This window comes from Janthinobacterium sp. C22, from assembly GCF_057919405.1.
Map to the genome: position 1 here is coordinate 5707490 of NZ_CP193659.1, position 23367 is coordinate 5730856.

Genomic DNA, 23367 nt, shown 5'->3' on the forward strand with positions numbered 1-23367 from the left:
CTTTGTGGAAAAGTTTAGTCGCCTCGGACCATCCCTTCTCTTCTCGGATCGGCCCCGCCAAACCAGAAATCCTTGCCATGCGCATGCAGGCGCATGATGCCCTGCAAGCCGGAATTCTGTTCGATGACGCGCACCTCGTGACCCATCGCCTGCAGCGCCTCGACTTGCGCGGCCGGCGCACGGCCCTTTTCCAGTTCCGTCGGACCGTTGCGGCTGCCGAAGTTCGGCAGGCTGATCGCCTGCTGCACGTTCAAGCCCCAGTCCATGGTGCCGACCAGGACCTTGGCGACATAGTTGATGATGGACGAGCCGCCCGGCGAACCCGTCGCCAGCACCAGCTTGTGCGTGCCCTTCTCGAACACGAGGGTGGGCGACATGGCGCTGCGCGGACGCTTGCCCGCCTCGACCCGGTTGGCGATGGGGCCATCGGCATCGCGCGAATCGAACGAGAAATCCGTCAGCTGGTTATTCAGCAGGAAGCCGTCGACCATCTGGCGCGAGCCGAACGCGTCTTCCACGCTGGTGGTCATCGACAGGCCGCCCCCAAAAGCATCCACGGCCACCAGGTGCGACGTCGACGGACGCTGCAAGGCGTTGTCCATGCCCCACGCCACCTGCATGCCGGGCGGCGTGCCGGGCAAGGCTTTACCCATGGATTTGTCGCCGATCAGGGCGGCGCGCTGCGCCAGGTAGGTTTTGTCGAGCATCGAGGCGATGCCCTTGCCCGGCAGCGGCACGAAGTCCGTGTCGGCCACGTAGCGGTTGCGGTCCGCGTAGGCCAGGCGCCCCGCTTCCGAAAACAGGTGGATCGCCTGCGCATCGGGCACGCCGTCGACGGGCGCATACGGGCGGATGTCCTTCACTTCCAGCATGCCCAGCATCTGCGCGATGGCGATGCCGCCCGACGATGGCGGCGGCATGCCGCATACGGTCCAGGCCTTGTAGTCGCTGCAGACGGGCTCGCGCACCTTGGCGCGGTAGCCGGCGATATCAAGCGCCGTCAGCTTGCCCGGGTTGCTCGGGTGCGACGCCACCTTGGCGGTGATGTCGCGCGCGATGCGGCCGTTGTAAAGGCGTCGGCGCCGCCGCGGGCGATTTCGCGCAGGGTGCGCGCCAGCTGCGGGTTCTTCAGCACGTGGCCGACGGGCCAGGCCTTGCCGTCCGGGTCATAGAAATAGGCGGCGGCGACGGGGTCGCGCTTCAGGGCCTGGTCCCAGTTCAGCAAGCCGTTGAGGCGCTGGCTGACGGGAAAGCCGCCGTGCGCCAGCTTGATGGCGGGGCCGAACAGGGTCGCCCACGGCAGCTTGCCATGCTCCTTGTGGGCCAGCTCCAGCATGCGCAGCACGCCCGGCGCGCCCACGGAACGCCCACCCACCACGCCCGTGGCGCGCGAGACGGGGCTGCCGTCCGCATTCTGGAACAGGTGCTCATCGGCGGCGGCAGGCGCCGTTTCGCGCCCGTCGAACGCCTGCACGCCCTTGGCCGTGGAGTACAGCAAAAGGCGCCGCCGCCGATGCCCGACGATTGCGGCTCGACCAGGGTGAGCACCAGCTGCGTGGCGATGGCCGCGTCGATGGCGCTGCCGCCCTTCTTCAGCATCTGGTAGCCGGCATCGGCGGCCAGCGGATTGGCGGCGGCGACCATGAATTTCTGCGCCGCCCAGCCACTTTTTCCGCATACGCGGTGGCGATTTCCGGCGCCTTCTGCGGCACTTCGGCAAATACGGGACTGGCAGCGAGGGCTCCCAGCAAGGTCAGGCTCAGGGCCAGCGGCTTCAATGCGATCATGGTTTCTCCGATAAAAAAGGGCGCACAGCCGAGCAAGGCTGTACGCCCCATACGGGGGTATCCTACATCAAATCACGCCACGCTTATTTGGGCTGCATGCGGATGGCGCCGTCCAGGCGGATCGTTTCGCCATTGAGCATGACGTTTTCCACGATGGCTTTCACCAGCTGCGCGTATTCGCCGGGCTTGCCCAGGCGCGAAGGGAACGGCACCATCTTGCCCAGCGCATCCTGCACTTCGGCCGGCATGCCCAGCAGCATGGGCGTCTCGAAGATGCCGGGCGCCACCGTCATCACGCGGATGCCGTTGCGCGACAGGTCGCGCGCCATCGGCAGGGTCAGTCCCACCACGGCCGCCTTCGACGAGGCGTAGGCCGCCTGGCCGATCTGGCCATCATAGGCCGCCACGGAAGCCGTGTTGATGATGATGCCGCGCTCGCCTTCCGCCGTCGCGTCCTGTTTCGCCATGGCGTCGGCCGCCAGGCGGCACATATTGAAGGTGCCCACCAGGTTGATGTTGACGACCTTCTGGAACAGGGCCAGCGGATGCGGGCCATCCTTGCCCACGGTCTTCACGGCCGGCGCCACGCCGGCGCAGTTGACCAGGCCGCGCAAGGTACCGAGCTTGGTAGCCGCGGCCACCACGGCCAGGCCGTCCTCTTCCGACGTCACGTCGCACTGCACGAACACGCCGTCCAGCTCAGCGGCCAGCGCCTGGCCCGCCTCCGTCTGCAAGTCGGCCAGCACGACCTTGCCGCCAGCGGCCGTCAGCATGCGCGCCGTGGCCGCGCCCAAACCCGATGCGCCGCCCGTGATGATGAATACATTGTCCTGAATCTGCATGAAATCTCCTGAGTGATAAGGGCCGTGTTCCCGGCGCCTGATGGTTGATGCACGATGCCATTATTACGCTATTACGTTTACGTAAACGTAATGTCGGCGACAATTGTAGCCATTTTTGCCGTCACCGAGCGAAAACTTGCAACGCCAGCGACTGGCAAGCTTAAAAACACTGCATGAAAGCGCCGTTGCGGTGGCAGATGCGCCCGTTCGCATCGAGCGTGGCGTTGCCCGCGCCGTTGTAGCGCGCGCCGGCGGCATCGCGGCAGCCGCCCGTGTCGCAGGCACCGATGGGCTGCGGCGCGCGCGGCATCGGCACGGCCGGGCCGGGCGGCAGGGGCGCGATGGGCACAATGGGAGGCGCCGGCTGCGCCGGCATGCGGCCGATCACCTGCGCCACGGCGCGGCGCGGCTGCACGGGCGGCGCCGGGAGGCACGGTTCCACGGCCAGCTTGCTGCTGTCGCGCGGGTCGAGCCGGCACACGGGCAGTTCATCGGACGCCGCCGGTTCCTGTGCCCAGGCATGGCCGCCAGCGAGCAGCAGGGCGCCGGCCAGCGCCAGCATGGTTTTTGTCATCTTCTTCATACCCCCTCCCCAAGCATCGATCCTACCGCTTTCATTATTGGCACACGCCGCGCCAAATGCCAGCGAGGGCAACACTCTCACGTCTGCGGCTGCCACGCACATGCTGCAACGGTGTTTTATTTCCTTTCAGCACTTTCCTTCTTGCCAGGATGGCATTACAATAAGAACGATTCTTATTCTCATTAGCGGAATTCGAGCGCAATTTACTATCTTTTCATTCATACCCGAGCCACCCGGAAGGCAGCCAGGAAATAACAACATCCGGAAAGTTCACCATGATCCAGCGTAGTCCCGCATTCATTCATCCTGTTACGCCCGCCCGCCCCATCCATTGCGCCACCCTGCTCCTGCCCTGCCTGCTGTCCTTGGCCGTCGGCAGCGCCTGGGCCGAAGGCAATGCGGCCGCCGATCCGACCATGAACACGGTGGTGGTCACCGCGTCGGGCACGGCCATCGACATCAAGGATGCGCCGGCCAGCATCAGCGTCATCACGCGCGAGGAAATCGAGCGCCAGCCCGTGTATGACTTGAATACCTTGCTGCGCCGCATCCCCGGCGTGACGGGCGGCACCAGCCCGGTGGGCGAGGAATCGAAGATCAAGCTGCGCGGCTTGCCCGACAAATACACCTTGATCCTCGTCGACGGCAAGCGCGTCGGCAGCTCGGCCGACACGGCCTACCGTCCCGATCTGGGCCGCCAGGACTTGAACTGGATCTCGCCCGACATGATCGAGCGCATCGAAGTGGTGCGCGGACCCATGTCCTCGCTGTACGGCTCGGACGCCATGGGCGGCGTGATCAACATCATCACGCGCAAGGTGCCGGGCAAGTGGAACGGCTCGGCCACGGCCAATTACACGCAGCCGCAGGACAGCGGCCGCGGCACGGCGCACCAGCTGGGCGTGAACCTGGCCGGTCCCTTGTCGGACACGGTCGGCATGCGCCTGGGCGTGGGCCAGACGCGCCAGAATCCCGACGAAAAGGCCATCGGCAAATCGGGCGGCATCGGCGGCGAACGCAACCAGACTGTCTCGGGCCAGCTGAACTGGGCGCTGGACAAGAAGCAGAACCTGTCGCTGGACGCCAGCTACGGCAAGCAGCAATCGACGGATTCGACCACGCTCGACGCGGACGGCTACCCGCTGTTCGGCGCCTGGGGCGCGAGCAAGCTGATACGCAAGAGCGCCAGCATCGGCTATGAGGGCCGCTGGGACTTCGGCAAGGCCGTGGTGAACCTGTATCACAACGATTTCGACAACGAAGTCGTCGGCACGATCGCGAAATCCAAGGACAGCACGCTCGACGCCAGCCTGGAAAAGCGCGTCGGCTGGGGCGGCATCGAGCAGATGCTGGTGATGGGCGGCCAGTGGAAGCACCAGGAATTGACGAATACGGACACCATCGGCACCGTGCCGACCGATTACCTGGGCAAGCCCGTCAGCGGCGCCACCCTGTCCGGCACCACCTCTGCCCTGTTTGCGGAAGACCAGCTGTTCCTGCGCGACAACTTGACGGCCACGGCCGGCCTGCGCCTCGACCACCACAGCAAGTTCGGCAACCATTACAGCCCGCGCCTGTACCTCGTGTACCACCCTGCTCCCGCCTGGACCATCAAGGGCGGCGTATCGCAAGGCTTCCGCGCCCCGAGCCTGAAGGAAAACTCGCCAGCGGCGGCCACCCAGTCGGGCGGACGCGGTTGCGGCAGCCTCAAGCCCTGGGCTATGTCACGGGCGGCTGCTACATGGCCGGCAATGCGGACTTGAAGCCGGAAACGAGCACGGCCGGCGAGATCGGCGTGGCGTGGGAACAGAATGGCTGGGACGTCGGCTTGACGTACTTCCACACGGATTTCAAGAACAAGATCGACTATGCGCCGCTGGGTTTCTACCAGAAGCGCTGGTGGACCAAGATGACGAATATCCAGAAGGCGCGCACGAGCGGCCTGGAAGCGACGGCCACCATCCCGCTGACGAAAAACCTGGACTGGCGTAACAACGTCACCTACATGGCGGAAGCGAAAAACCTGACCACGGGCGCCAACCTGCTGTCGACGCCGAAGCTGTCGTGGTATTCGGCGCTGGGCTGGCAAGTCAACGACCAGCTGTTCGGCGAAGTGTCGGCCCAGTACACGGGCAAGGAACTCGACGCGGGCAAGCTGGCCGACAAAGCCTACACCATCGTCGACACCGTCGTGTCGTACAAGGTCACGCCCCAGTGGACGGTGCGCGGCGGCGTGCAAAATCTGTTCAAGAAAGGGCCGATGGCCGACGGCCTGGTCGACTACTACGTGCCGGGACGGCGCATGTTCGTCGGCCTGACCTCGCGGTTCTAATCACGGGGCGGCGGCGTGGCGGCATTCGCCGGCACGCTGCTGCGCATCCGCCCGGCGACGGACACCTTGTGGCCGCTCGCATACAGGCATTGCTGGTAGGCGTAGTCATCGCGGCGCTGCATGCCGTACGCGGAACTGTCGGCCGCGCCCGCTCCCACGCCGGCGCCACGGCAGCGTGCAACTTGTCACGTAGGGAGAATAGCCTTGCGGATGGCGGCAGTATTAGCACATCGGCGCCGTCGGCACCCCGCCCTGTTCGACATATATGGGAGGCGTGACGGACAGCGGCTGCACCACGACCGTGCGTCCGTAAGGATGGCGGTACCACGGGTCGCCGTACCAGCCCCGCCCGAACGATATGAAAACCAGGAAATTTTGATGTGCAAGACGTGAAACAGCCCCGTGACACGGGGCTGTTTGAGATGGCACGGGTTTTATTGCGCCGGCAAGACCTGCGCCGGCGTGGCCGGCGCCAGAATGGGCGGCGCGGGCGCGTGGATGGGTGCCGGCGCCTTGACGGCCAGCCAGCCCGTGGCCGGCAGCAGCGGCACCAGCAGCAGGGCCACGATATTGATGATCTTGATCAAGGGGTTCACCGCAGGACCCGCCGTGTCCTTGTACGGGTCGCCCACCGTGTCGCCCGTGACGGCCGCCTTGTGCGCGTCGGAACCCTTGCCGCCGAAATGGCCATCCTCGATGTATTTCTTGGCATTGTCCCAGGCGCCGCCGCCCGTGGTCATGGAAATGGCCACGAACAGACCCGTCACAATCGTTCCCATCAAGAGGCCGCCCAGCGCCGCCGGCCCCAGCAGCATGCCCACGACGATGGGCACCACCACGGGCAGCAGCGAGGGCACGATCATTTCGCGGATGGCCGATGCCGTCAGCATGTCGACGGCCTTGTCGTATTCGGGTCGCGCCGTGCCTTCCATGATGCCCTTGATGTCGCGGAACTGCCGGCGCACCTCGACCACCACGGCGCCCGCCGCGCGGCCCACGGCTTCCATCGCCATGGCGCCGAACAGATACGGAATCAGGCCGCCGATGAACAGGCCGACGATGACCATCGGGTTCGACAAATCGAACGTGATGTGCTGGCCCACGGATTCGAGCGCGTGCGTGTAGTCGGCGAACAGCACCAGCGCGGCCAGGCCGGCCGAGCCGATGGCGTAGCCCTTGGTGACGGCCTTGGTGGTGTTGCCGACGGCATCCAGAGGATCGGTGATGGCGCGCACGGAGTCGGGCAAGCCCGACATTTCCGCGATGCCGCCCGCGTTATCGGTGATGGGGCCGTACGCGTCGAGCGCGACGATGATGCCCGCCATCGACAGCATCGAGGTGGCCGCAATGGCGATGCCGTACAGGCCCGCCAGCTGGTACGACACGAGGATGGCGATGCAGACGGCCAGCACCGGATACGCGGTGGACTTCATCGACACGCCCAGGCCGGCGATGATATTCGTGCCGTGGCCCGTCGTCGACGCTTCGGCGATATGGCGCACGGGCTTGAAGTCCGTGCCCGTGTAGTACTCGGTGATGTACACCATCAGCCCCGTAAGCACGATGCCGACGACGGTGGCGCCCAGCATCTTGTAGCGCATGGCGTCGTCGGGCCACAGCAGCCACGTGACCACGGCAAAGCCCACCAGCGACAGGCCGGCCGCCCACCACAGGCCCGTGTACAGGGCCGACATGATCTTCTTGCCGGGCGCCGTTTTGACCATCGAGCAGCCGACGATGGAGGCGAGGATGGAAACGGCGCCCAGCAGCAGCGGATAGAGGATGGCCGTGCTGCTGGCTTCGGCCATCAGCAGCGCGCCCAGCAGCATGGTGGCGATCAGGGTCACGACATAGGTTTCGAACAGGTCGGCCGCCATGCCGGCGCAGTCGCCCACGTTGTCGCCCACGTTGTCGGCGATGACGGCCGGGTTGCGCGGATCGTCCTCGGGAATGCCCGCCTCGACCTTGCCCACCAGGTCCGCGCCCACGTCGGCGCCCTTGGTGAAGATGCCGCCGCCCAGCCGCGCGAAGATGGAAATGAGCGAGGCGCCGAAGGCCAGGCCGATCAGAGGCTTGATCAGGTCATGCTGGGTCAGGCCGGGCGCGCCCGTCTTCACCAGCAGCCAGTAGAACAGGGTCACGCCCAGCAAGCCCAGACCGACGACCAGCATGCCCGTGATCGCGCCGCCCTTGAAGGCCACGCTCAAAGCCTGGTTGATGCCCAGGGTGGCCGCCTGCGCCGTGCGCACATTGGCCCGCACCGAGACATTCATGCCGATGAAGCCGCAGGCGCCCGACAGCACGGCGCCGATCAGGAAGCCCAGCGCCGTGTGCAGGCCAAGCAGCACATAGATGGCGATCAGCAGCACCACGCCGACGATGGCGATGGTGCGGTACTGGCGCGCCAGATAGGCGGCCGCGCCCTGCTGGATGGCCAGCGCGATTTCCTGCATGCGCGCGTTGCCGGGATCCTGGCGCAGGATCCAGCTACGCGACACCAAACCATAGATGACTGCGACCACGCCGCAGGCTACCGCAAACCACAAACTGGCTGCCATATCGTCCCCTTCTGTTTTTATCCGACGTCATTGCCGACAGCTGCAGACCGCACCGGGTAGGCACGCGCAGCCAGGAAAACACGACCTGCAAAAAAACTGAACCACGAAAACGATACGGCGCCCGCCTGAAGCGCGGGCACAAAAAAGCGGACACTCAGGTCCGCTTTTCAAACACTGCTTATTCCGCCAGGGCGGCAAATGCGCTGTCGCGGATTTGCTCGACCGGACCGACGCCGGCGATGCGGCGGTATTTCGGCGCGCCCGGCAGGCCGGACTTGGCCCAGTCGTTGTAGTAGCCGAGCAAGACCTTGGTCTGGTTGTGGTACACGTCCAGGCGCTTCTTGACCGTTTCCGCCTTGTCGTCGTCGCGCTGGATCAGCGGCTCGCCCGTGATGTCGTCGATGCCGTCGACCTTGGGCGGATTGAATTTGACGTGGTAGACGCGGCCCGAACCCGGGTGGCTGCGGCGGCCGTCCATGCGCTCGATGATGGACGCGTCAGGCACGTCGATTTCCAGCACGTAGTCGACATTGATGCCGGCATCCTTCATGGCGTCCGCTTGCGCGATGGTGCGCGGGAAGCCGTCGAACAGGTAGCCATTGGCGCAATCGGCTTCCTGCAGGCGGTTCTTGACCAGGCCGATCATGATGTCGTCCGACACGAGGCCGCCCGCATCCATGACCTTTTTCGCTGCCAGGCCCAGTTCGGTGCCTTCCTTGATCGCCGCGCGCAGCATGTCGCCCGTGGAGATTTGTGGAATATTGTATTTTTCTTTGATGAAGTTAGCTTGGGTGCCCTTGCCGGCACCGGGTGCTCCTAAAAGTATCAGACGCATTGAAAAGTTCCTAAAAAACAGATTTTGGATGGTGGTATGTGTAATTATTTTTAGATGATGTTGCTATGGCTATCTTTCCCTACGAAACTTACCACAAAAAATCCCCGAAGCGCCAGTTTGCTGTCGAATTGCTATGCCCTGATTGATCAAAGCCAACAATTAGCGAAGCAGGTGTTTCAAAATGTGGTTTTTTGTGGCAGGCCCCGCATAAAATTTTTCTCGCGCACGCACGGCACCTGAAACACGTCCAGGGCAAGGCAGCCATGGGTGTTTTCTCAGGTGGCGTGCTGGTAGTGCGCCTGTACTCTGGCAAGATCTTCCGGCGTGTCCACGCCGGCGGCCGGGGCCGAGTCCGTGACATGCACGGCGATGGCATAGCCATGCCACAGCACGCGCAGCTGCTCCAGCGCCTCGATCGCTTCCAGCGGCGAAGCGGAGAGCGTGGGGTACGTTTGCAAAAATGCATTGCTGTACGCATACAGGCCGATATGGCGCAGCGGCACGTAGCCTTGCGGCAGGTTCTCGCGGGACTGGGCGAAGCCGTCGCGGTGCCAGGGGATGGTGGCGCGCGAAAAATACAAGGCGCGGTTTGCCTTGTCCAGCACCACCTTGACGACGTTCGGATTGAAGGCCTCAAGCACCTCGTGCAGCGGATGGGCGCACGTGGCCATGGGGACGGCGGCGCTGATCTGCGCCGCGCAGGCGGCCAGCAGGGCCGGGTCGATCAGCGGTTCGTCGCCCTGCAGGTTGACGACGACGGCGTCCGGCGGCAGATCGAGCGTGCGCGCCACTTCGGCGATGCGGTCCGTGCCCGACGGATGGTCGCTGCGCGTCATGCACACTTCCACGCCATGCGCGGCGCAGGCGTCGCGGATGGATGCATGGTCGGTGGCGACGATGACGCGCGCGGCGCCGGACAGGGCTGCCTGCTCGGCCACGCGCACCACCATGGGCTTGCCGCCCAGGTCCGCCAGCGGCTTGTTCGGCAGGCGCGTCGAAGCCAGGCGGGCCGGGATGATGACGATGAACGCCATCGTTATTCCACTGCGTCTTGCAGGGTGCGCGCTTCGTCCGCCCACATGATGGGGATGCCATCGCGGATAGGATAGGCGAGGCGGTCGGCGCGGCAAATCAGTTCCTGCGCCTTCTTATCGTGTTCAAGCGGACCCTTGCAAACAGGGCAGACCAGGATATCAAGCAGTCGAGCGTCCACGACATTTCTCCACAATTTGTTGGGCCAGCGCGCTATCGATGCGCGCACTGACGGGGACGACCCACAGTCTCGGGTCATCTTTGAGATATTCAATTTGCGCACATTTTACTGCATCCTTCTCGGTGATCAAGATCACATCCGTGTCGAGGGCGGCGAATGGCTGGTCGAGAAAGTCGTGATGGTCGGGCAAGGGCAGTTCCGCAAAGTCCAATCCGGCTCCGCGCAGCATGGCAAAGAAACGCCGGGGGTTGCCGATACCGGCCGCCGCCACGATGCGCTGGCCGCCGGCCGCCAGGTTTGTTAGCGGCACGCGCTCGTTGCGGTCTGTCAAGCGTTCGGCCACATCGCCATCGAGCCGCATCTGCACCACCAGGCCGCCCTTGGGCGCGACCTGGTCCACCAGCGCCGGCGCCAGCGCGGGCGCGTTGATCACCGTCACGTCGCGCCGGCGGCGCGGCGGTTCGCGCAGCGGGCCGGCCGGCAGCAGCCAGCCGTTGCCCGCGCCGCGGCCGTCGAACAGCACGATTTCCACGTCGCGCCGCAAGGCGTAATGCTGCAAGCCGTCGTCCGTCACCAGCACGTCGACGTCCGGATGCGCGGCCAGCAGCGCCCTGCCCGCCTGCGCGCGGTCGCGCCCCACCATCACGGGGCAGCCGCCGCGCTGGAAGATCAGCAGCGGCTCATCGCCCACCTGCTGCGGCGTGGACGCGGCGGTGACGGCGCGCGGCAGCCGGTCGGCGCTGCCATGGCCGCGCGAAATGACGCCCGGGCGCATGCCCGCCTCGCGCAAGGCTTGCACCAGCCAGATCGTCAGCGGCGTCTTGCCCGTGCCGCCGATAAAGATATTGCCGACGACGACGACGGGCACGGGCAGGCGCGCGGATTTGATGATGTTGGCGCGATACAGGCCGCGCCGGATGGCGCTCAGGGCGCCGAACAGCAGGGAAACGGGCCACAGCGCGCACGCCAGCGGGCCGCGCGACAACCAGGCGCGGGTGAATGTGGTTTCAAGCTTGGCGGGGGAGGATGTGGGCATGAAGGAAGACGTAAAAATGGTGTAGGTCGGATTAGCCGCGCCGCCAGGCGCAGCGTAATCCGACATGCTCGGCTGCGGCTTGTGTCGGCTTACGCCGTTCCGGCTAAGCGCCGACCTACTTGCTGCCGCCCGCCTGCGCCGCGAACGTCAGCTTTTCATAGCCGGCCAGGCGCGCCGCTTCCATCACGTGGATGACCATCTGGTGCATGGCGAACTGGTCGGCGTTGACCACCACCACGGGCGTCTGCGCGGGCGCCTTGCCGCCGTTGGCCGCTTTCGCCGCGTCCTGCAGGGCGTCGGCCAGGCCGGCCACGTCGCGGAACGATATGGGTTCGCGGTTGACCGTGTAATTGCCCTTGGCATCGACGGTGACGTCGATCTGTTGCGGCTTGTCCTTGGCTTGCTCGGCATCGGCCGTCGGCAAGGTGATCTGCAGCTCCAGACTTGCTGTAGGTGGTGCTGACCATGAGGAAGATCAGGATCACCAGCAGCACGTCGATGAACGGGATCAGGTTGATTTCGGGGTCTTCACGCCCCTTGCCTTTGCGGAAGTTCATTTGCGGCCACTGTGGACGATGTCGACGAACTTGACTGCTTGCTGCTCCATGTCAATGACGAAGCTGTCGACGAGGGCGCGGAAATGGCGGTAGAAGACCAGGGTCGGCATGGCGATGGCCAGGCCGAAGCCCGTGTTGTACAGGGCCACCGAGATACCGTGCGCCAGCTGGGCGGGATTCGAGCCGCTGGCGTTTTGCGAGCCGAAGATTTCGATCATGCCCACCACCGTGCCGAACAGGCCCATCAGCGGGGCCAGGGTGGCGATGGTGCCCAGGGTCGTCAGGAAACGTTCCAGCGTGTGGGCCACGCCGCTGCCCGCCTCTTCGATCGATTCCTTCATCACCTCGCGCGGCGCGTCGACGTTGCGCAGGGCGGCGGCCAGCACCACGCCCAGCGGCGAATTGTCTTCCAGCTTGGCCACCGTGTCCGGCGTGATCTTGCCGCTGCGATATACCTGCACCACTTCATCGAACAGCTTGCGTGGCAGTATCTTGGCGCGTCGCAAATACAGCAGGCGCTCGATGATCAGGGCCAGGGCGACGATGGAAGCGATCAACAACAGCCAGATGGGCCAGCCAGCGGCTTGAAATATAGCGAGCAAAAGAAACTCCTGATAAAGGGAAGGCGATGGACCGCCTGGACAGCCTGTATTGTACCGAGCGCCGAAGACCGATTGTACGTCCGCGCGGGAATGGCGCAATGTAGCGCGTTGCCGCGCCGGCGGCAAGTGGCGCCTGCATGGCACTTGTCCCCAGCACGCTGCCGGCGCACAGTTTTGCACATTTTGTGTGGATAAGATTGTGAGCAAGCATGAAGTCCAGCATGCAAGCCCTTGATTTGCATGGGAATTATCGCGCTGCGCAAAATACAGGCATAGCAGCTTATCGACAGTAGTCAATGTCAATAAATTAATACTTGCAGAGTTCTGCACATTTACTGTGGACAAGATTGTGCGCAAAGCCGTGAAATTCAATTAAGTCATTGATTTTAAAGAAAATTAAGTCGATGCGCAAAAAAGTGGCAGGCAGCGCGTAATCGGCGGCAGATGGAGCGTCAAAGTTCTGCACACAATCTGTGGACAAGATTGTGCGCAAGCTCAAAGATAGGCGCTAAGTACATTGATTTATATCGTTTTTATTGCCTTGCATAAAAATGTAGCAAGGGCGGAAAAGCACGCTTTTCAGCATCACATTTCACGGCAAAAAGACAGTTTTCCACCGAGAAGGCAGTTCCACACATAAAGTGTGGATAAGATTGTGAGCAAGCCGATTGACTCCACGCAAGAGCATTGATTTTAAAGGAGTTTTTTTCGATGCTGAAAAATAAGGCAGCGCAAGCGCCTGCTCGCGCCGTGGAAAACACCAGGAAAAGACGAAACGGTTTATGCGGTTTTGCACATATTCTGTGGATAAGATTGTGAGCAAGGCGCACGGTCGAACGCTAGACCCTTGATCTATATGGCTATTTTCATGCTGCGCAAAATTCAGGCAAGCCATGCCGTGGGCATTCCGGTGGATAAATCCGGCACCGCGCGGGAGTTCTGCACATTTTTTGTGGATAAGATTGTGCGCAAGGCCATGCATGGCATACTAAGCGCTTGATTCCTATGCACTTTATTTCCTTGCGCAAAAATGTAGCAAGGCACTTTTATGGGAAGAAAGGAGCCGGTCCGCTAACGTTTGTCCAAGGCAAAAAGTTCCGCACACTTTCTGTGGATAACTTTGTGCGTAAGTGGAAGGGGCGGCACTGATGTGCTTGATATTAAAGGATTTTTTCCCTGTGCACGCAAATCAGGCATACGGGAATTCATCATGAAATCAATTACTTAGAAATAGATCTTGTTGTTTTGCACGATATATGACATAAGCATGACCTCGCCGATAATATGTGGACAGTTCCCTTCCCGCCCCCAGCTTTATGATGACCGACACCCCGACTGACAGCGGCTTTGCCGCCCCGCCCGTGCTGACCGTCAGCGCCCTGAACCAGGCCGTCGCGCGCCTGCTCGAGCGCTCGTTTCCCCTGACCTGGATCGCCGGCGAGATTTCCAACTTCACGCGCGCCGCCTCCGGCCACTGGTATTTCACCTTGAAGGATGACGGCGCCCAGGTGCGCGCCGTGATGTTCCGCGGCCGCGCCCAGTACGCGGGCTTCACGCCGCGCGAAGGCGACAAGGTCGAAGTGCGCGCCCTCATCACCCTGTACGGCGCGCGCGGCGATTACCAGATCAACGTGGAAGCCATCCGCCGCGCCGGCGTGGGCGCCCTGTACGAAGCGTTCCAGCGCCTGAAGGAAAAGCTGGCCGCGCAGGGCCTGTTCGACCAGGAGCGCAAGCGCGCCATCCCCATGTTCGCGCGCAGCATCGGCATCGTCACCAGCCCGCAGGCGGCGGCCCTGCGCGACGTGCTGATCGCCTTGCAGCGCCGCGCGCCGCACGTGTCCATCATCCTGTATCCCACGCCCGTGCAGGGCCAGCAGGCGCCGGAAAAGATCGCGCAAGCGATCCGCACGGCATCGACAAGGGCCGAGTGCGACGTGCTGCTGGTGTGCCGTGGCGGCGGCAGCATTGAGGATTTATGGTCGTTCAACGACGAAGCCGTGGCATACGCGATCGCCGATTGCTCCATGCCCGTGATCAGCGGCGTGGGCCACGAGACGGATTTCACCATCGCCGACTTCGCGGCCGACCTGCGCGCGGCCACGCCGACGGCGGCGGCCGAACTGGCGGCCACGCCGCGCGCCGACTGGATGGCATCCTTGCGCGCCGATGCGGCCGACCTGCGCCGCGCCATGCGCCGCAGCCTCGACGACGCGGCGCAGACCCTGGACCGCCACAGCCGCCGCCTGCTCAACCCGAAGGCGCAGCTGCGGCAGCAGCGCCTGCAGCTGCTGGCCCTGTCCACGGCCATGACGCACGCGGCGCGCGCGCCCGTGAACCAGTCGCAGTACGCACTGGAACGCCTGCGCAGCCGCTGGGCCGCCTTGCGGCCCGACGTCGCGGCGCCGCGCGCGCGCCTGGTGGAGATGCAGCGGCGCGGCGGCGCTTCCATGGCGCAGCTGCTCAGCCAGCGGCGCCACCGCCTCGACGGCCTGGCGGCGCAGCTGGAGCTGTTGAATCCGCAGCGCACCCTGGAGCGCGGCTACGCCATCCTGCGCGACGAAAAGGGAAACATCGTGCGCTCGCCGGCGCAGCTGCAGGCGCGCCAGAACGTCAACGTGCGCCTGGCCGACGGCAGCGCGCAGATCGGCATCGCCAGCGTGCAGGCAACTCTGGAATAGGCGCCGGCATAAAAAAGGCCGGGGAAGCTCCCCGGCCCAACACCTTCCCCTACTGAGTGGACTGCTGCTGCAACTGCCCTTTCACACTACCGCATTTAAAACTTCATCGACACGCGCGCGCCAAACGTGCGCGGCGCGTTGTAGAAGGCGCCGTAGATCTGCTGCGTCGGCTGGCATGGCATGCCCACGTCCGTGCAGATTTCATTGACGTCCAGCTTGACCGCCTTGTCGGTGGCGTTCTGCACGAACGCTTCCACCGTGTACGCCTTGTTCGCGGGCTGGAAGCGCAGGCTCAGGTCCAGGGTCGTGTAGGCTTCCTGACGCTTGACGCCCGCATGGCCCGGCACGTCGCCGTTGAACGCGCCCGCCCCCACGTAGGACATGGTTTCATAATGCACCGAGGCGCGCGGCGTGAGCTGGCCGCCGGCGACGGCGAAATCGTGCTCGTACTGGACGGTGGTGGAAAACTTCGGCGCATGCTTCATGGTGCTGCCGCCCACGTTCACCAAGGGCGCCGTCGAGCCGCAGGACTGGCCATTCGCGCGCGCCGCATCGACGTCGCACGAAAGAAAATCGTCATACACGGCTTTGAGCCAGGTGGCGTTGCCCGTCAGGCGGTCGACCTTCGTCGGCCGCCACACCCATTCCGCTTCCAGGCCCTTGACGGTGGCGCCGGCCGCGTTGAAGTTGGCCAGCACGCTGTTGACCACCTGCGATTCGAGCTTGTCCTTGTACTTCATCAGGAAGGCATCGAGGTTCAGGGTCAGTTCGCGGTTCAGCAAGTCCGACTTGAAGCCGATTTCATAGCTGGTCAGCTTTTCCGGCTTGGTGGTGGCGCCGCCGTCACCGATGGCCGGCGAATGGAAGCCCGTCGTCACGGAACCGAACAGCAAAATGTCCGGACGCAGCTTGTACTCGATGCGGCCCAGCCACGTGGCCTGGCCGTATTTCAGGTCGGCCGTATTGTCGCCCGGCGTATTGCCGCAGGCGGCCGCCGTGATGGCGCCGCCGGGGCCGATATTGTGCGTGTTGGCCAGGCCCGTGCCCGGCGTGACCAGCTGGCGCAGCTGGTCGGCAGTCAGCACGGTGGTGCCCAGCGGCGTGTTCGCGGGCCAGTTCGGGCACGCCCAGTTCTGGCCGCCGATGTCGAATTTATGGTCCTTCGTGTAGCGTGCGCCGGCCGTCAGCTTGATCTGGTCCGTCAGCTGCTGGCTGACCTGGCCGAAGACGGCCTTCGATTTGAGCTGGCGGTCGCCCTGGATGAAGGACATGGACGACGCATACTGGCCCACGGTGGGCTGCACGAAGATCACGGCGCCGTTGGCGATATCCTGCTGCACGGCGGCCTGCGAAATCTGGCTGCGGTCGATGTCGAAGCGCACCTTGTTCTTTTCATTGAACAGGAACAGGCCGGCCACCCACTGGAATGGCGCATCGTCGTCGGAGCGCGCCTGCAGCTCGTGCGAATAGCTGTCGAACTGCGCCCAGTCGGTGCGGTTTTCCGACTTGAAGCCGGGGAACAGGCCCGCATCGGCGTCGTTGCTGTTCTGGCGCTTGTAGCGGCTCCAGCTGCCCAGGTACGTGAAGTCCAGCGCATCCGTCGGCTTGTAATTGAGCTTGCCCTTGTAGGTCAAAATCGACTGGTCCAGCGTGCCCGGCGTGTCGATCAGGGCCGAGCGCAGCTTCTCGCCCCCTTTCGGTTCGGCCGCCAGATAGACGTTGCCGGCGCCCTGGTCGAGGAAGTAGTCGGCGATAAAAGTGCCGCGCAGCTGCGGCGTGAACTTCCACAGCAGCGAGGCGCGCACGCCCATCTGGTCGCCGGCGCCATACTTGGCCGTGCCCGGCATGACGTTCGAGCCGCGGCGGAAGTCCACCGTGCCGTCGTGGCTATCCTTGATGGCGGCGATGCGCAGCGCCACGTCGTCGGAGAACGGGATATTGAGCATGCCCTGCGTCTGCAGGTGGCGGTAGTCGCCCACGGTGATGCCGGCCGAGCCCATGAACTTCGATGTGTTTGGCGCGGCCGAGACGAGGTTGACGGCGCCGGCCGTCGAATTGCGGCCGTTCAGGGTGCCCTGCGGTCCGCGCGCCACCTCGACGTGGCTCAAGTCATACATCAGCGCCGTGGCGCCCTGGGGACGCGGCGAATACACGCCGTCGACATAGAAGGCGACGGCCGGGTCGCCCAGCTCCGTGTGGTTGGCCGAACCGACGCCGCGCATGTAGACGTGCACGCCGCCCGAGTCGCCATGCTGCTCGACGACGAGGCTGGGCACCATGGTGGCCAGCGACGCCAGGTCTTTCACTTGATTGTTTTGCAGGGTGTCCTGGTTGAAGGCGGTGACGGCCAGCGGCGTCTCCTGCACGAAGGTATTGCGGCGCGTGGCCGTGACGACGATGCGGTCCATCTGTTCGGCTGCCGGTTTTGCCGCATCCGTGGCTGCAGCCTCCTGGGCCATGGCGGCGCCGCTGCCCAGCAAGATGAACTGGGCGAAGGTCGCATGCGCCAGGCTGAGGGCGATGGTATTGCGTTTGAGCTGTTGCATTGTTGTTGTCTCCTGTACCGCTGGTTGAATGATGATCACATAGCTCTTTGGCTACTGCTGCACATTTTTTGGGTATCAATCTGAAGTCATGTCGCCTCCGTGCGGGGTCTATGGGTGGCCACGGCGCGCCCGGCCGTGTCGAACAGAAAGGCATGGCCTTCTTCCGGCGCGAAGCCGATGGCGCTGCCCTGCGCCAGCGCGTGGCGCGCCTCGCCGTGCAGCTTGATGGCCACCGCATGCGAACTTCCCTCGAGCGTCGCGTGGATGATCTGTGCATCGCCCAGCTGCTCGATCAGGGTCACCGTGGCGGCATAGCCCTCGTTGCGCGGCACCAGGCGCAGGTGTTCCGGGCGTATGCCGACCAGCATGCCCGCCGCGCCGCCAAGCTGGCTGGCCAGGGCCGGGACGGCGGCGCACGGCAAGAAGTTCATGCGCAGCGCGCCGATGAAGCCGGCGACGAACTGGCTGGCCGGGTGGCGGTACAGCTCCAAAGGCGCGCCCACCTGCTCCAGGTGCCCGCCGTGGAAGACGGCGACCCTGTCACCTAGGGTCATGGCCTCGACCTGGTCGTGCGTCACGTAGATCATCGTCGTGCCCAGTTCCTGGTGCAGCTTGGCCAGCTCGATGCGCGTCTGCACGCGCAGCGAGGCGTCGAGGTTGGACAGCGGCTCGTCGAACAGGAACACCTTGGGCTGGCGCACGATGGAGCGGCCGATGGCCACGCGCTGGCGCTCGCCGCCGGACAAGGCCTTGGGTTTGCGGTCAAGCAGGTGCGTGATCTGCAAGATCTCGGCCACCTTGCCGACGGCCGCGCGCACTTCGGCCTGCCCCTTGCCCGCCAATTTGAGGGCAAAGCCCATGTTGTCGCGCGCCGTCATGTGCGGGTACAGGGCGTAGCTCTGAAAGACCATGGCGATGCCCCGCTCGGCCGGCGCCACGTCGTTGGCCAGCAGGTCGCCGATGCGCAGCTGGCCCGCACTGATGTCTTCCAGTCCCGCGATCACGCGCAGCAGGGTCGACTTGCCGCAGCCGGACGGCCCGACGAAGACCATGAATTCGCCGTCGTGGATATCGAGATCGAGGCCCTTGACGATTTCCGGGCCGTCGCCGTAGGTCTTGCGGATGCCGCGCAGGGAAATGGCGGCCATGTCAGTGCTCCCCGCCAGGGCCGGCGCATGGGCGGCGCGCTGGGCGATAATAAAATCGCGGTACCACAGGGCGCTGTCCTTGAAGCTGCGCTGCTGCGTGGCGTAATCGACGTACAGCATGCCGAAGCGCTTGGCGTAGCCCGAGTTCCACTCGAAGTTGTCCATCAGGCTCCAGTAGAAATAGCCGCGCACGTCGATGCCCTGCGCGATCACGGCGCGCAAGGCGTCCGGTGCAGCCGCACGTACTCGATGCGCGGTGCGTCATGGATCTTGCCGCCGACGGGCTTGTCGGCCACGGCCATGCCGTTTTCCGTGATGTAGACGGGCGGCAGCTGGTATTCGCGGTGCAGGCCCACGAGCAGCTCCGTCAAGCCTTGCGGATAGGTTTCCCAGCCCATGTCGTTGACACCGAGCTTGCATTCGGGCTTGCGCGGCGGCGTCTCGGTGCTCATGTAAGCGCGCGTGTAGTAGTTCACGCCGAGGAAATCGATGGGCTGCTTGATATCGATGAAATCGTTTTCAAAGATAGCCAAAGCAGAAGCATCGACGTGTTTCAGGGCCAGGGCCGGGTAGCGGCCCTTGAAGATGGCATCCATATACCACTGCACCGAGCGCGCATATTCGAGTTCGGCCAGCTCGCGGTCCTGGGCGCTGTCGGTGGCCGGCGTGGCCGTCCATTGATTGAGCACGATGCCCAGCTTCGCGGGCGGATTCACGGCGCGCATCGCCTGCATCGCCAGGCCGTGCGACAGCAGCAGGTGGTGCGACACTTGCACGGCGGCGGCCGGGTCGGCCATGCCGGGCGCGAACTGGCCCGTGCCGTGGCCCAGCACGGCCGTGCACCACGGTTCATTGTGCGTGGCGATGCTGGCGACCTTGTGGCCGAAGCGGCGCGCCACCTCGGCCGCGTAGGCCGCGAAGTGGTAGCAGGTGGCGCGGTTGAGCCAGCCGCCCTCGTCCTGCAAGGCTTGCGGCAAGTCCCAGTGGTACAGGGTCAGATGGGCATCGAGGCCCTTCGCGGCCAGGGCGTCGAGCAGGCGCGCATAGAAATCGAAGCCCGCCTCGTTCCACGCGCCGGAACCCGTCGGCTGGACGCGCGACCAGGACATGGAAAAGCGGTAGGCGTTTACGCCCAGGCTGGCGATCAGCTCCACGTCCTCGGCATAGCGGTGGTAATGGTCGCAAGCCACGTCGCCATTGCTGCCGTCGATGATCTTGCCGTTCGTGTGGCTGAAGGTATCCCAGATGGACGGGCCGCGGCCGTCGATGGCGGCGGCGCCCTCGATCTGGTAGGCGCTGGTGGCCACGCCCCAGGTGAAGGTGGCGGGGAAGTTGGTGTCGATGTCGTCGTTGTGCATGGTCGTCATGTCAGTGTGAGGGGTTGAGATAAATGTGTGGATCAGCCTTTGACGGCGCCCTGCGTCAAGCCTTCGATCAGGCGCTTCGAGGCGACAAAAAACATCAGCAGCAGCGGCAGCACGGCGATGGCGGCGCCCGTCATCAGCGCGCCCCACTCCGTGTTGTTCGGCGCCTGCATGCTGCGCAGGGCCAGCGGGATCGTGTAGTTCTCGACGGAGCGCATGACGACCAGCGGCGTGATGAAATTGTTCCACGAGTTGATGAAGGTGATCAGGCCCAGGGTGCCCATGGCGGGGCCGATCAGCGGCAGCACGACGCGCCAGTAGATGGCGAATTCGCCGCAGCCGTCGATGCGCGCCGCCTCGATCAGGTCCTTCGGAATCGCCGTGCCGATGTACTGGCGCATCAGGAAAATGCCCAGCGCGCCGGCCGCGCCCGGCACGTACAGGGCGCGCGGCTGGTCCAGCCATCCGAGGAAATCCATCAGCATGAAGGTCGGGATCATGTTCATGAACGACGGAATGATCATCGACGCCATCACCAGGGTAAACAAGGGCCGCTTGAAGCGGAATTCGTACATGGCAAACGCATAACCGCCCAGCGAGCAAAAGAACAGGGTCAGCGCGGTCGTCATCAGGGCCACGTACAGGCTGATGCCGATATTGCGCCAGAACGGCAGGCGCTCCTGCAGCAGTTCCAGATTGTTCAGCAGGGCCGTGCCGAACCAGCGCGGCGGCGGCAGGCTGTAGATCTCGGCGCTCGTGTGCGTGGCGAAGACGAACATGAAGTAGAACGGCGCGACCATGATCAGGGCGCCGATGGCCACCATGGCATAGGCCGTCCAGCGCGTGGTTTTCATCGTGCCTCCTTGCGTTCTTGACGTTCATTGCGGCTGAAGATGCGGTTATTCACCCAGGTGGTGCTGGCGATGATCAAAAACAGCAGCCAGGAAATGGCCGACGCCGTGCCGAAGTCGCCCGAGGAAAACGCCGTCTTGTAGACGAAGATGGCCGTCGTCATCACCGACTGGCTCACGCCGCTCGATTCGGCCACCAGCACGAACGGTTCCTCGAACAGCTGCAGATTGCCCATGATGGTGAGCGTGACGGCCAGGTAGATCATGGGGCGCAGCTGCGGCAGGGTGATGTACCAGAACTGCTGGCGTGTCGAGGCGCCGTCGATGGTGGCCGCTTCATATAAATCCTTCGGTATCACCTGCAGCGCGGACAGGTACAGCACCAGGTTCCAGCCCAGGTAGCGCCAGAAAATCACGAAGGCGACGGCCGGCTTGATGAACAGCGAGCTGCCCAGCCAGTCGATGGATTCCGCCGGAAACAGCCCGCCCACCAGCGGCAGGCTGGCGCACCACTGGAGCAGCACATTGATCTGGCCATAGTCGCGCGAAAACAGGGTGTTGAAGACCATGGCGATGGCCACGCTGGAGGTGATGAACGGTAAAAAGTAAATGCCGATCACCAGGTTGCGCGAGCGCTTGAAGCTGTTGTGGATGAACGCCGCCAGCGGGATGGCCACCAGATGCTGCGGCACGCCCGAGGCCAGCGCCAGCCACAACGTATTGCCCAGCGAGCGCAAGAACCACGGGTCGCTCAGCGCGTATTTGTAGTTGTCCAGTCCCACCCACTGCATGGCTTCCACTCCGCTGGCCGCCTCCCACTGGTTGAACGACAGGTAGATGGAAAACAGCAGCGGGAACAGGCTGAAGACGGCGAACAGGATGAAGAAGGGGCTGATGAAAATGTACGGCGCCCATTTTTTCATGTTGAAGCGTTTTTTGGCGGGCCGCGCCGGGACGGCGGCGCCATCGGCACAAGGCATGGTCGTGTTCATGCTGTTCCTAGCGCCGCGCGCGGTGGGTGATCAGGGCCTTGGCGTCGGCCAGCGCCGTCTTGATATCCTTGTTTTGCGCCAGCACGCTTTCCAGTTCCATGTTGACGATGTCGCGCGCCACGGCGTCGAACTTGTCGACGCGGATGACGGGAATCTTCGCCGCCGTGTCGCGCGCTAGCAGGCGCGTCTTCTGGCCGCCGAAATACGGCTGCGGCTCGTCCATCATCGGGTCGGCATATGCCGCCTTGAGGGACGGGAAGGCGCCGATCTCTTTCAGGGAGTGCAGCTGGATATCCTTGTTGACGGTCATGAACTTGATGAATTCCCACGCTTGCGCCTTGTAGGCCGCCTTTTTCGGGATGCCGTAGAAGGAGCCGCCGTAGGACGCCAACGCGCCGGCCGGCAGGTTGGCCGCGCGCCACTGGCCCTTGGAATCGGGCGCCAGCCATTTGGCCAGGTGGCCGCTGAGCCAGGAACCCATCATCTGGCTGGCCACCTTGTCGCGTTTGAAGCCTTCGGCCCACTCGCCCGTCCAGGCCACGGTGCGCGCATCGATGCCGGCTACCCGCGCCGCCTTGGCCAGTTCGAAGGCCTTGATGAAACGGGGCGAGTCGACCAGCACCTGGCCCTTGTCGCCAAAGTAGATGCCTTCGCCATCCTTCAGATTGGCGCGTATATAAATGTCGGCCAGGTCGCTGGCACCGGCCAGCAGATAGGTGCCGGTGGCGGCCTTGAGCTTCTTGCCGGCGGCGATGTACGATTCCCACGATTGCGTCAGGTCGGCCTCCTTGATGCCCGCCTTGTCCATCAGGTCCTTGCGGTAGAACAGGGTGCCCGGTCCCAGGTCGGCCGGCATGGCGCCCAGGGTGCCGCGCGAACTGGTGGCCTGCACGAAGGTGAACGGCACGAACTGAGCGCGGTACTGCCCTGCGCCGTAGGGCGGCAGCAAGAGGTCTTCCATGCCCTTCGATTCGGCGAAGCTGCCCACATAGCGGAAGTCGATGGCCATCACGTCGGGCAGGCGCGCGCCGGCCGCCAGCGCCGTCGTCATCGAGTTATGGTGATCGTCGATCTGCAGGCTGACCAGCTTGACCTTCACTTGCGGGTACAGCTTTTCCCACAGGGGCAAGGCCGTCTTGACGGCGCGGTCCAGGTCGGGAAACGAGGCGACGGTGATCGTGGCGGGGGCCAGCGCCGGCGGCTGTGCGGCAGGCGGGGCGGCTGCGGCGGCCACGCCACAGGCGAGGGTCAGCGCGGCCAGGGGGCAGCGCCAAGGATGCTTGACTTCATTATTTCATCTCCGATTATTGAGCGTCTTCTATCTTGAAAACGTTTTCACAACATGTGTCCATTTAACACCGCAAAGAAAACCAAGTCAACCGAAAAAGTTGTCATTTTTATCGACGGTGGTGTGGCAAGCTGCACGCCGTGGCGCGTGTTCTC

Annotated in this window: 19 protein-coding genes and 2 pseudogenes; 4 read left to right on the plus strand and 17 right to left on the minus strand. The window is 64.0% G+C overall.

Features of this window, described 5'->3' with window-relative positions:
- Positions 1-14: 14 nt before the first annotated feature.
- From ggt to ACRHIG_RS26750, 3 genes and pseudogenes are all read right to left on the minus strand, one after another.
- Positions 15-1787 (minus strand): annotated as a pseudogene (ggt, locus tag ACRHIG_RS26740) (gamma-glutamyltransferase).
- Between the two features lie 83 nt (positions 1788-1870).
- Positions 1871-2629, minus strand: a complete 759-nt coding sequence (locus ACRHIG_RS26745) for a 3-hydroxyacyl-CoA dehydrogenase (protein ID WP_489628471.1) — start codon at positions 2627-2629, stop codon at positions 1871-1873.
- Positions 2630-2789: 160 nt separating this feature from the next.
- Positions 2790-3212 (minus strand): hypothetical protein, encoded by a 423-nt coding sequence (locus tag ACRHIG_RS26750; protein WP_489628472.1) that lies wholly within the window; start codon positions 3210-3212, stop codon positions 2790-2792.
- Between the two features lie 275 nt (positions 3213-3487).
- Between ACRHIG_RS26750 and ACRHIG_RS26755 the strand changes: the two genes are divergently transcribed.
- Together ACRHIG_RS26755 and ACRHIG_RS26760 are read left to right on the plus strand one after the other, a co-directional pair.
- Positions 3488-4975, plus strand: coding sequence for a TonB-dependent receptor domain-containing protein (locus tag ACRHIG_RS26755; protein ID WP_489628473.1), 1488 nt, complete (start codon positions 3488-3490; stop codon positions 4973-4975).
- Positions 4909-5544 (plus strand): TonB-dependent receptor domain-containing protein, encoded by a 636-nt coding sequence (locus ACRHIG_RS26760; RefSeq protein WP_489628474.1) that lies wholly within the window; start codon positions 4909-4911, stop codon positions 5542-5544. Before ACRHIG_RS26755 ends, ACRHIG_RS26760 begins: the two co-directional genes overlap by 67 nt.
- On the opposite strand, the gene ACRHIG_RS26765 is transcribed toward ACRHIG_RS26760, so the two are convergent.
- The 8 genes and pseudogenes from ACRHIG_RS26765 to ACRHIG_RS26800 all read right to left on the minus strand — a co-directional run bounded on the left by ACRHIG_RS26765 (position 5541) and on the right by ACRHIG_RS26800 (position 12345).
- Positions 5541-5702: a hypothetical protein gene (locus tag ACRHIG_RS26765; protein WP_489628475.1), complete on the minus strand. Its 162-nt coding sequence runs from the start codon at positions 5700-5702 to the stop codon at positions 5541-5543. The two genes, ACRHIG_RS26760 and ACRHIG_RS26765, sit on opposite strands and share 4 nt — an antisense overlap.
- A 276-nt stretch (positions 5703-5978) precedes the next feature.
- Positions 5979-8102, minus strand: a complete 2124-nt coding sequence (locus ACRHIG_RS26770) for a sodium-translocating pyrophosphatase (RefSeq protein ID WP_489628476.1) — start codon at positions 8100-8102, stop codon at positions 5979-5981.
- Positions 8103-8280: 178 nt separating this feature from the next.
- Positions 8281-8937 (minus strand): adenylate kinase, encoded by a 657-nt coding sequence (adk, locus tag ACRHIG_RS26775; protein ID WP_034782090.1) that lies wholly within the window; start codon positions 8935-8937, stop codon positions 8281-8283.
- 275 nt (positions 8938-9212) lie between these two features.
- On the minus strand, positions 9213-9971 hold the full coding sequence (kdsB, locus tag ACRHIG_RS26780) for a 3-deoxy-manno-octulosonate cytidylyltransferase (protein ID WP_489628477.1): 759 nt from the start codon (positions 9969-9971) through the stop codon (positions 9213-9215).
- A 2-nt stretch (positions 9972-9973) separates the two neighbouring features.
- Positions 9974-10150, minus strand: a complete 177-nt coding sequence (locus ACRHIG_RS26785; RefSeq protein ID WP_010395789.1) for a Trm112 family protein — start codon at positions 10148-10150, stop codon at positions 9974-9976.
- Positions 10131-11186, minus strand: coding sequence for a tetraacyldisaccharide 4'-kinase (gene lpxK, locus ACRHIG_RS26790; protein ID WP_489628478.1), 1056 nt, complete (start codon positions 11184-11186; stop codon positions 10131-10133). The genes ACRHIG_RS26785 and lpxK overlap by 20 nt, the downstream gene beginning before the upstream one ends.
- A 115-nt stretch (positions 11187-11301) precedes the next feature.
- A pseudogene (locus ACRHIG_RS26795) lies at positions 11302-11743 on the minus strand (ExbD/TolR family protein).
- Positions 11740-12345 carry a MotA/TolQ/ExbB proton channel family protein gene (locus ACRHIG_RS26800; RefSeq protein ID WP_070224614.1) on the minus strand — a complete coding sequence of 202 codons (606 nt, stop codon included), beginning with the start codon at positions 12343-12345 and terminating at the stop codon, positions 11740-11742. Before ACRHIG_RS26800 ends, ACRHIG_RS26795 begins: the two are co-directional and overlap by 4 nt.
- Positions 12346-13213: 868 nt before the next feature.
- On the opposite strand from ACRHIG_RS26800, the gene ACRHIG_RS26805 reads away from it, so the two are divergent.
- Complete coding sequence (locus ACRHIG_RS26805) at positions 13214-13345, plus strand: hypothetical protein (RefSeq protein ID WP_489628479.1); 132 nt, start codon at positions 13214-13216, stop codon at positions 13343-13345.
- A gap of 316 nt (positions 13346-13661) precedes the next feature.
- Positions 13662-15023, plus strand: a complete 1362-nt coding sequence (gene xseA / locus ACRHIG_RS26810; RefSeq protein ID WP_489628480.1) for an exodeoxyribonuclease VII large subunit — start codon at positions 13662-13664, stop codon at positions 15021-15023.
- 95 nt (positions 15024-15118) lie between these two features.
- Here xseA and ACRHIG_RS26815 read toward each other — a convergent pair whose 3' ends face one another.
- From ACRHIG_RS26815 to ACRHIG_RS26840, 6 genes are all read right to left on the minus strand, one after another.
- Entirely contained in the window at positions 15119-17569 is a 2451-nt protein-coding gene (locus ACRHIG_RS26815; RefSeq protein ID WP_475415663.1) for a TonB-dependent receptor, read from the minus strand.
- An 86-nt stretch (positions 17570-17655) separates the two neighbouring features.
- Positions 17656-18939 carry an ABC transporter ATP-binding protein gene (locus ACRHIG_RS26820; protein WP_489628481.1) on the minus strand — a complete coding sequence of 428 codons (1284 nt, stop codon included), beginning with the start codon at positions 18937-18939 and terminating at the stop codon, positions 17656-17658.
- Positions 18927-20084 (minus strand): GH1 family beta-glucosidase, encoded by a 1158-nt coding sequence (locus ACRHIG_RS26825; protein WP_489628482.1) that lies wholly within the window; start codon positions 20082-20084, stop codon positions 18927-18929. The genes ACRHIG_RS26820 and ACRHIG_RS26825 overlap by 13 nt, the downstream gene beginning before the upstream one ends.
- Positions 20085-20116: 32 nt before the next feature.
- Positions 20117-20935: a carbohydrate ABC transporter permease gene (locus ACRHIG_RS26830; RefSeq protein ID WP_034751746.1), complete on the minus strand. Its 819-nt coding sequence runs from the start codon at positions 20933-20935 to the stop codon at positions 20117-20119.
- Positions 20932-21924, minus strand: a complete 993-nt coding sequence (locus tag ACRHIG_RS26835; protein WP_489628483.1) for a carbohydrate ABC transporter permease — start codon at positions 21922-21924, stop codon at positions 20932-20934. The genes ACRHIG_RS26830 and ACRHIG_RS26835 overlap by 4 nt, the downstream gene beginning before the upstream one ends.
- A 7-nt stretch (positions 21925-21931) precedes the next feature.
- Positions 21932-23158 (minus strand): extracellular solute-binding protein, encoded by a 1227-nt coding sequence (locus ACRHIG_RS26840; RefSeq protein ID WP_489628484.1) that lies wholly within the window; start codon positions 23156-23158, stop codon positions 21932-21934.
- Between the last annotated feature and the right edge of the window lie 209 nt (positions 23159-23367).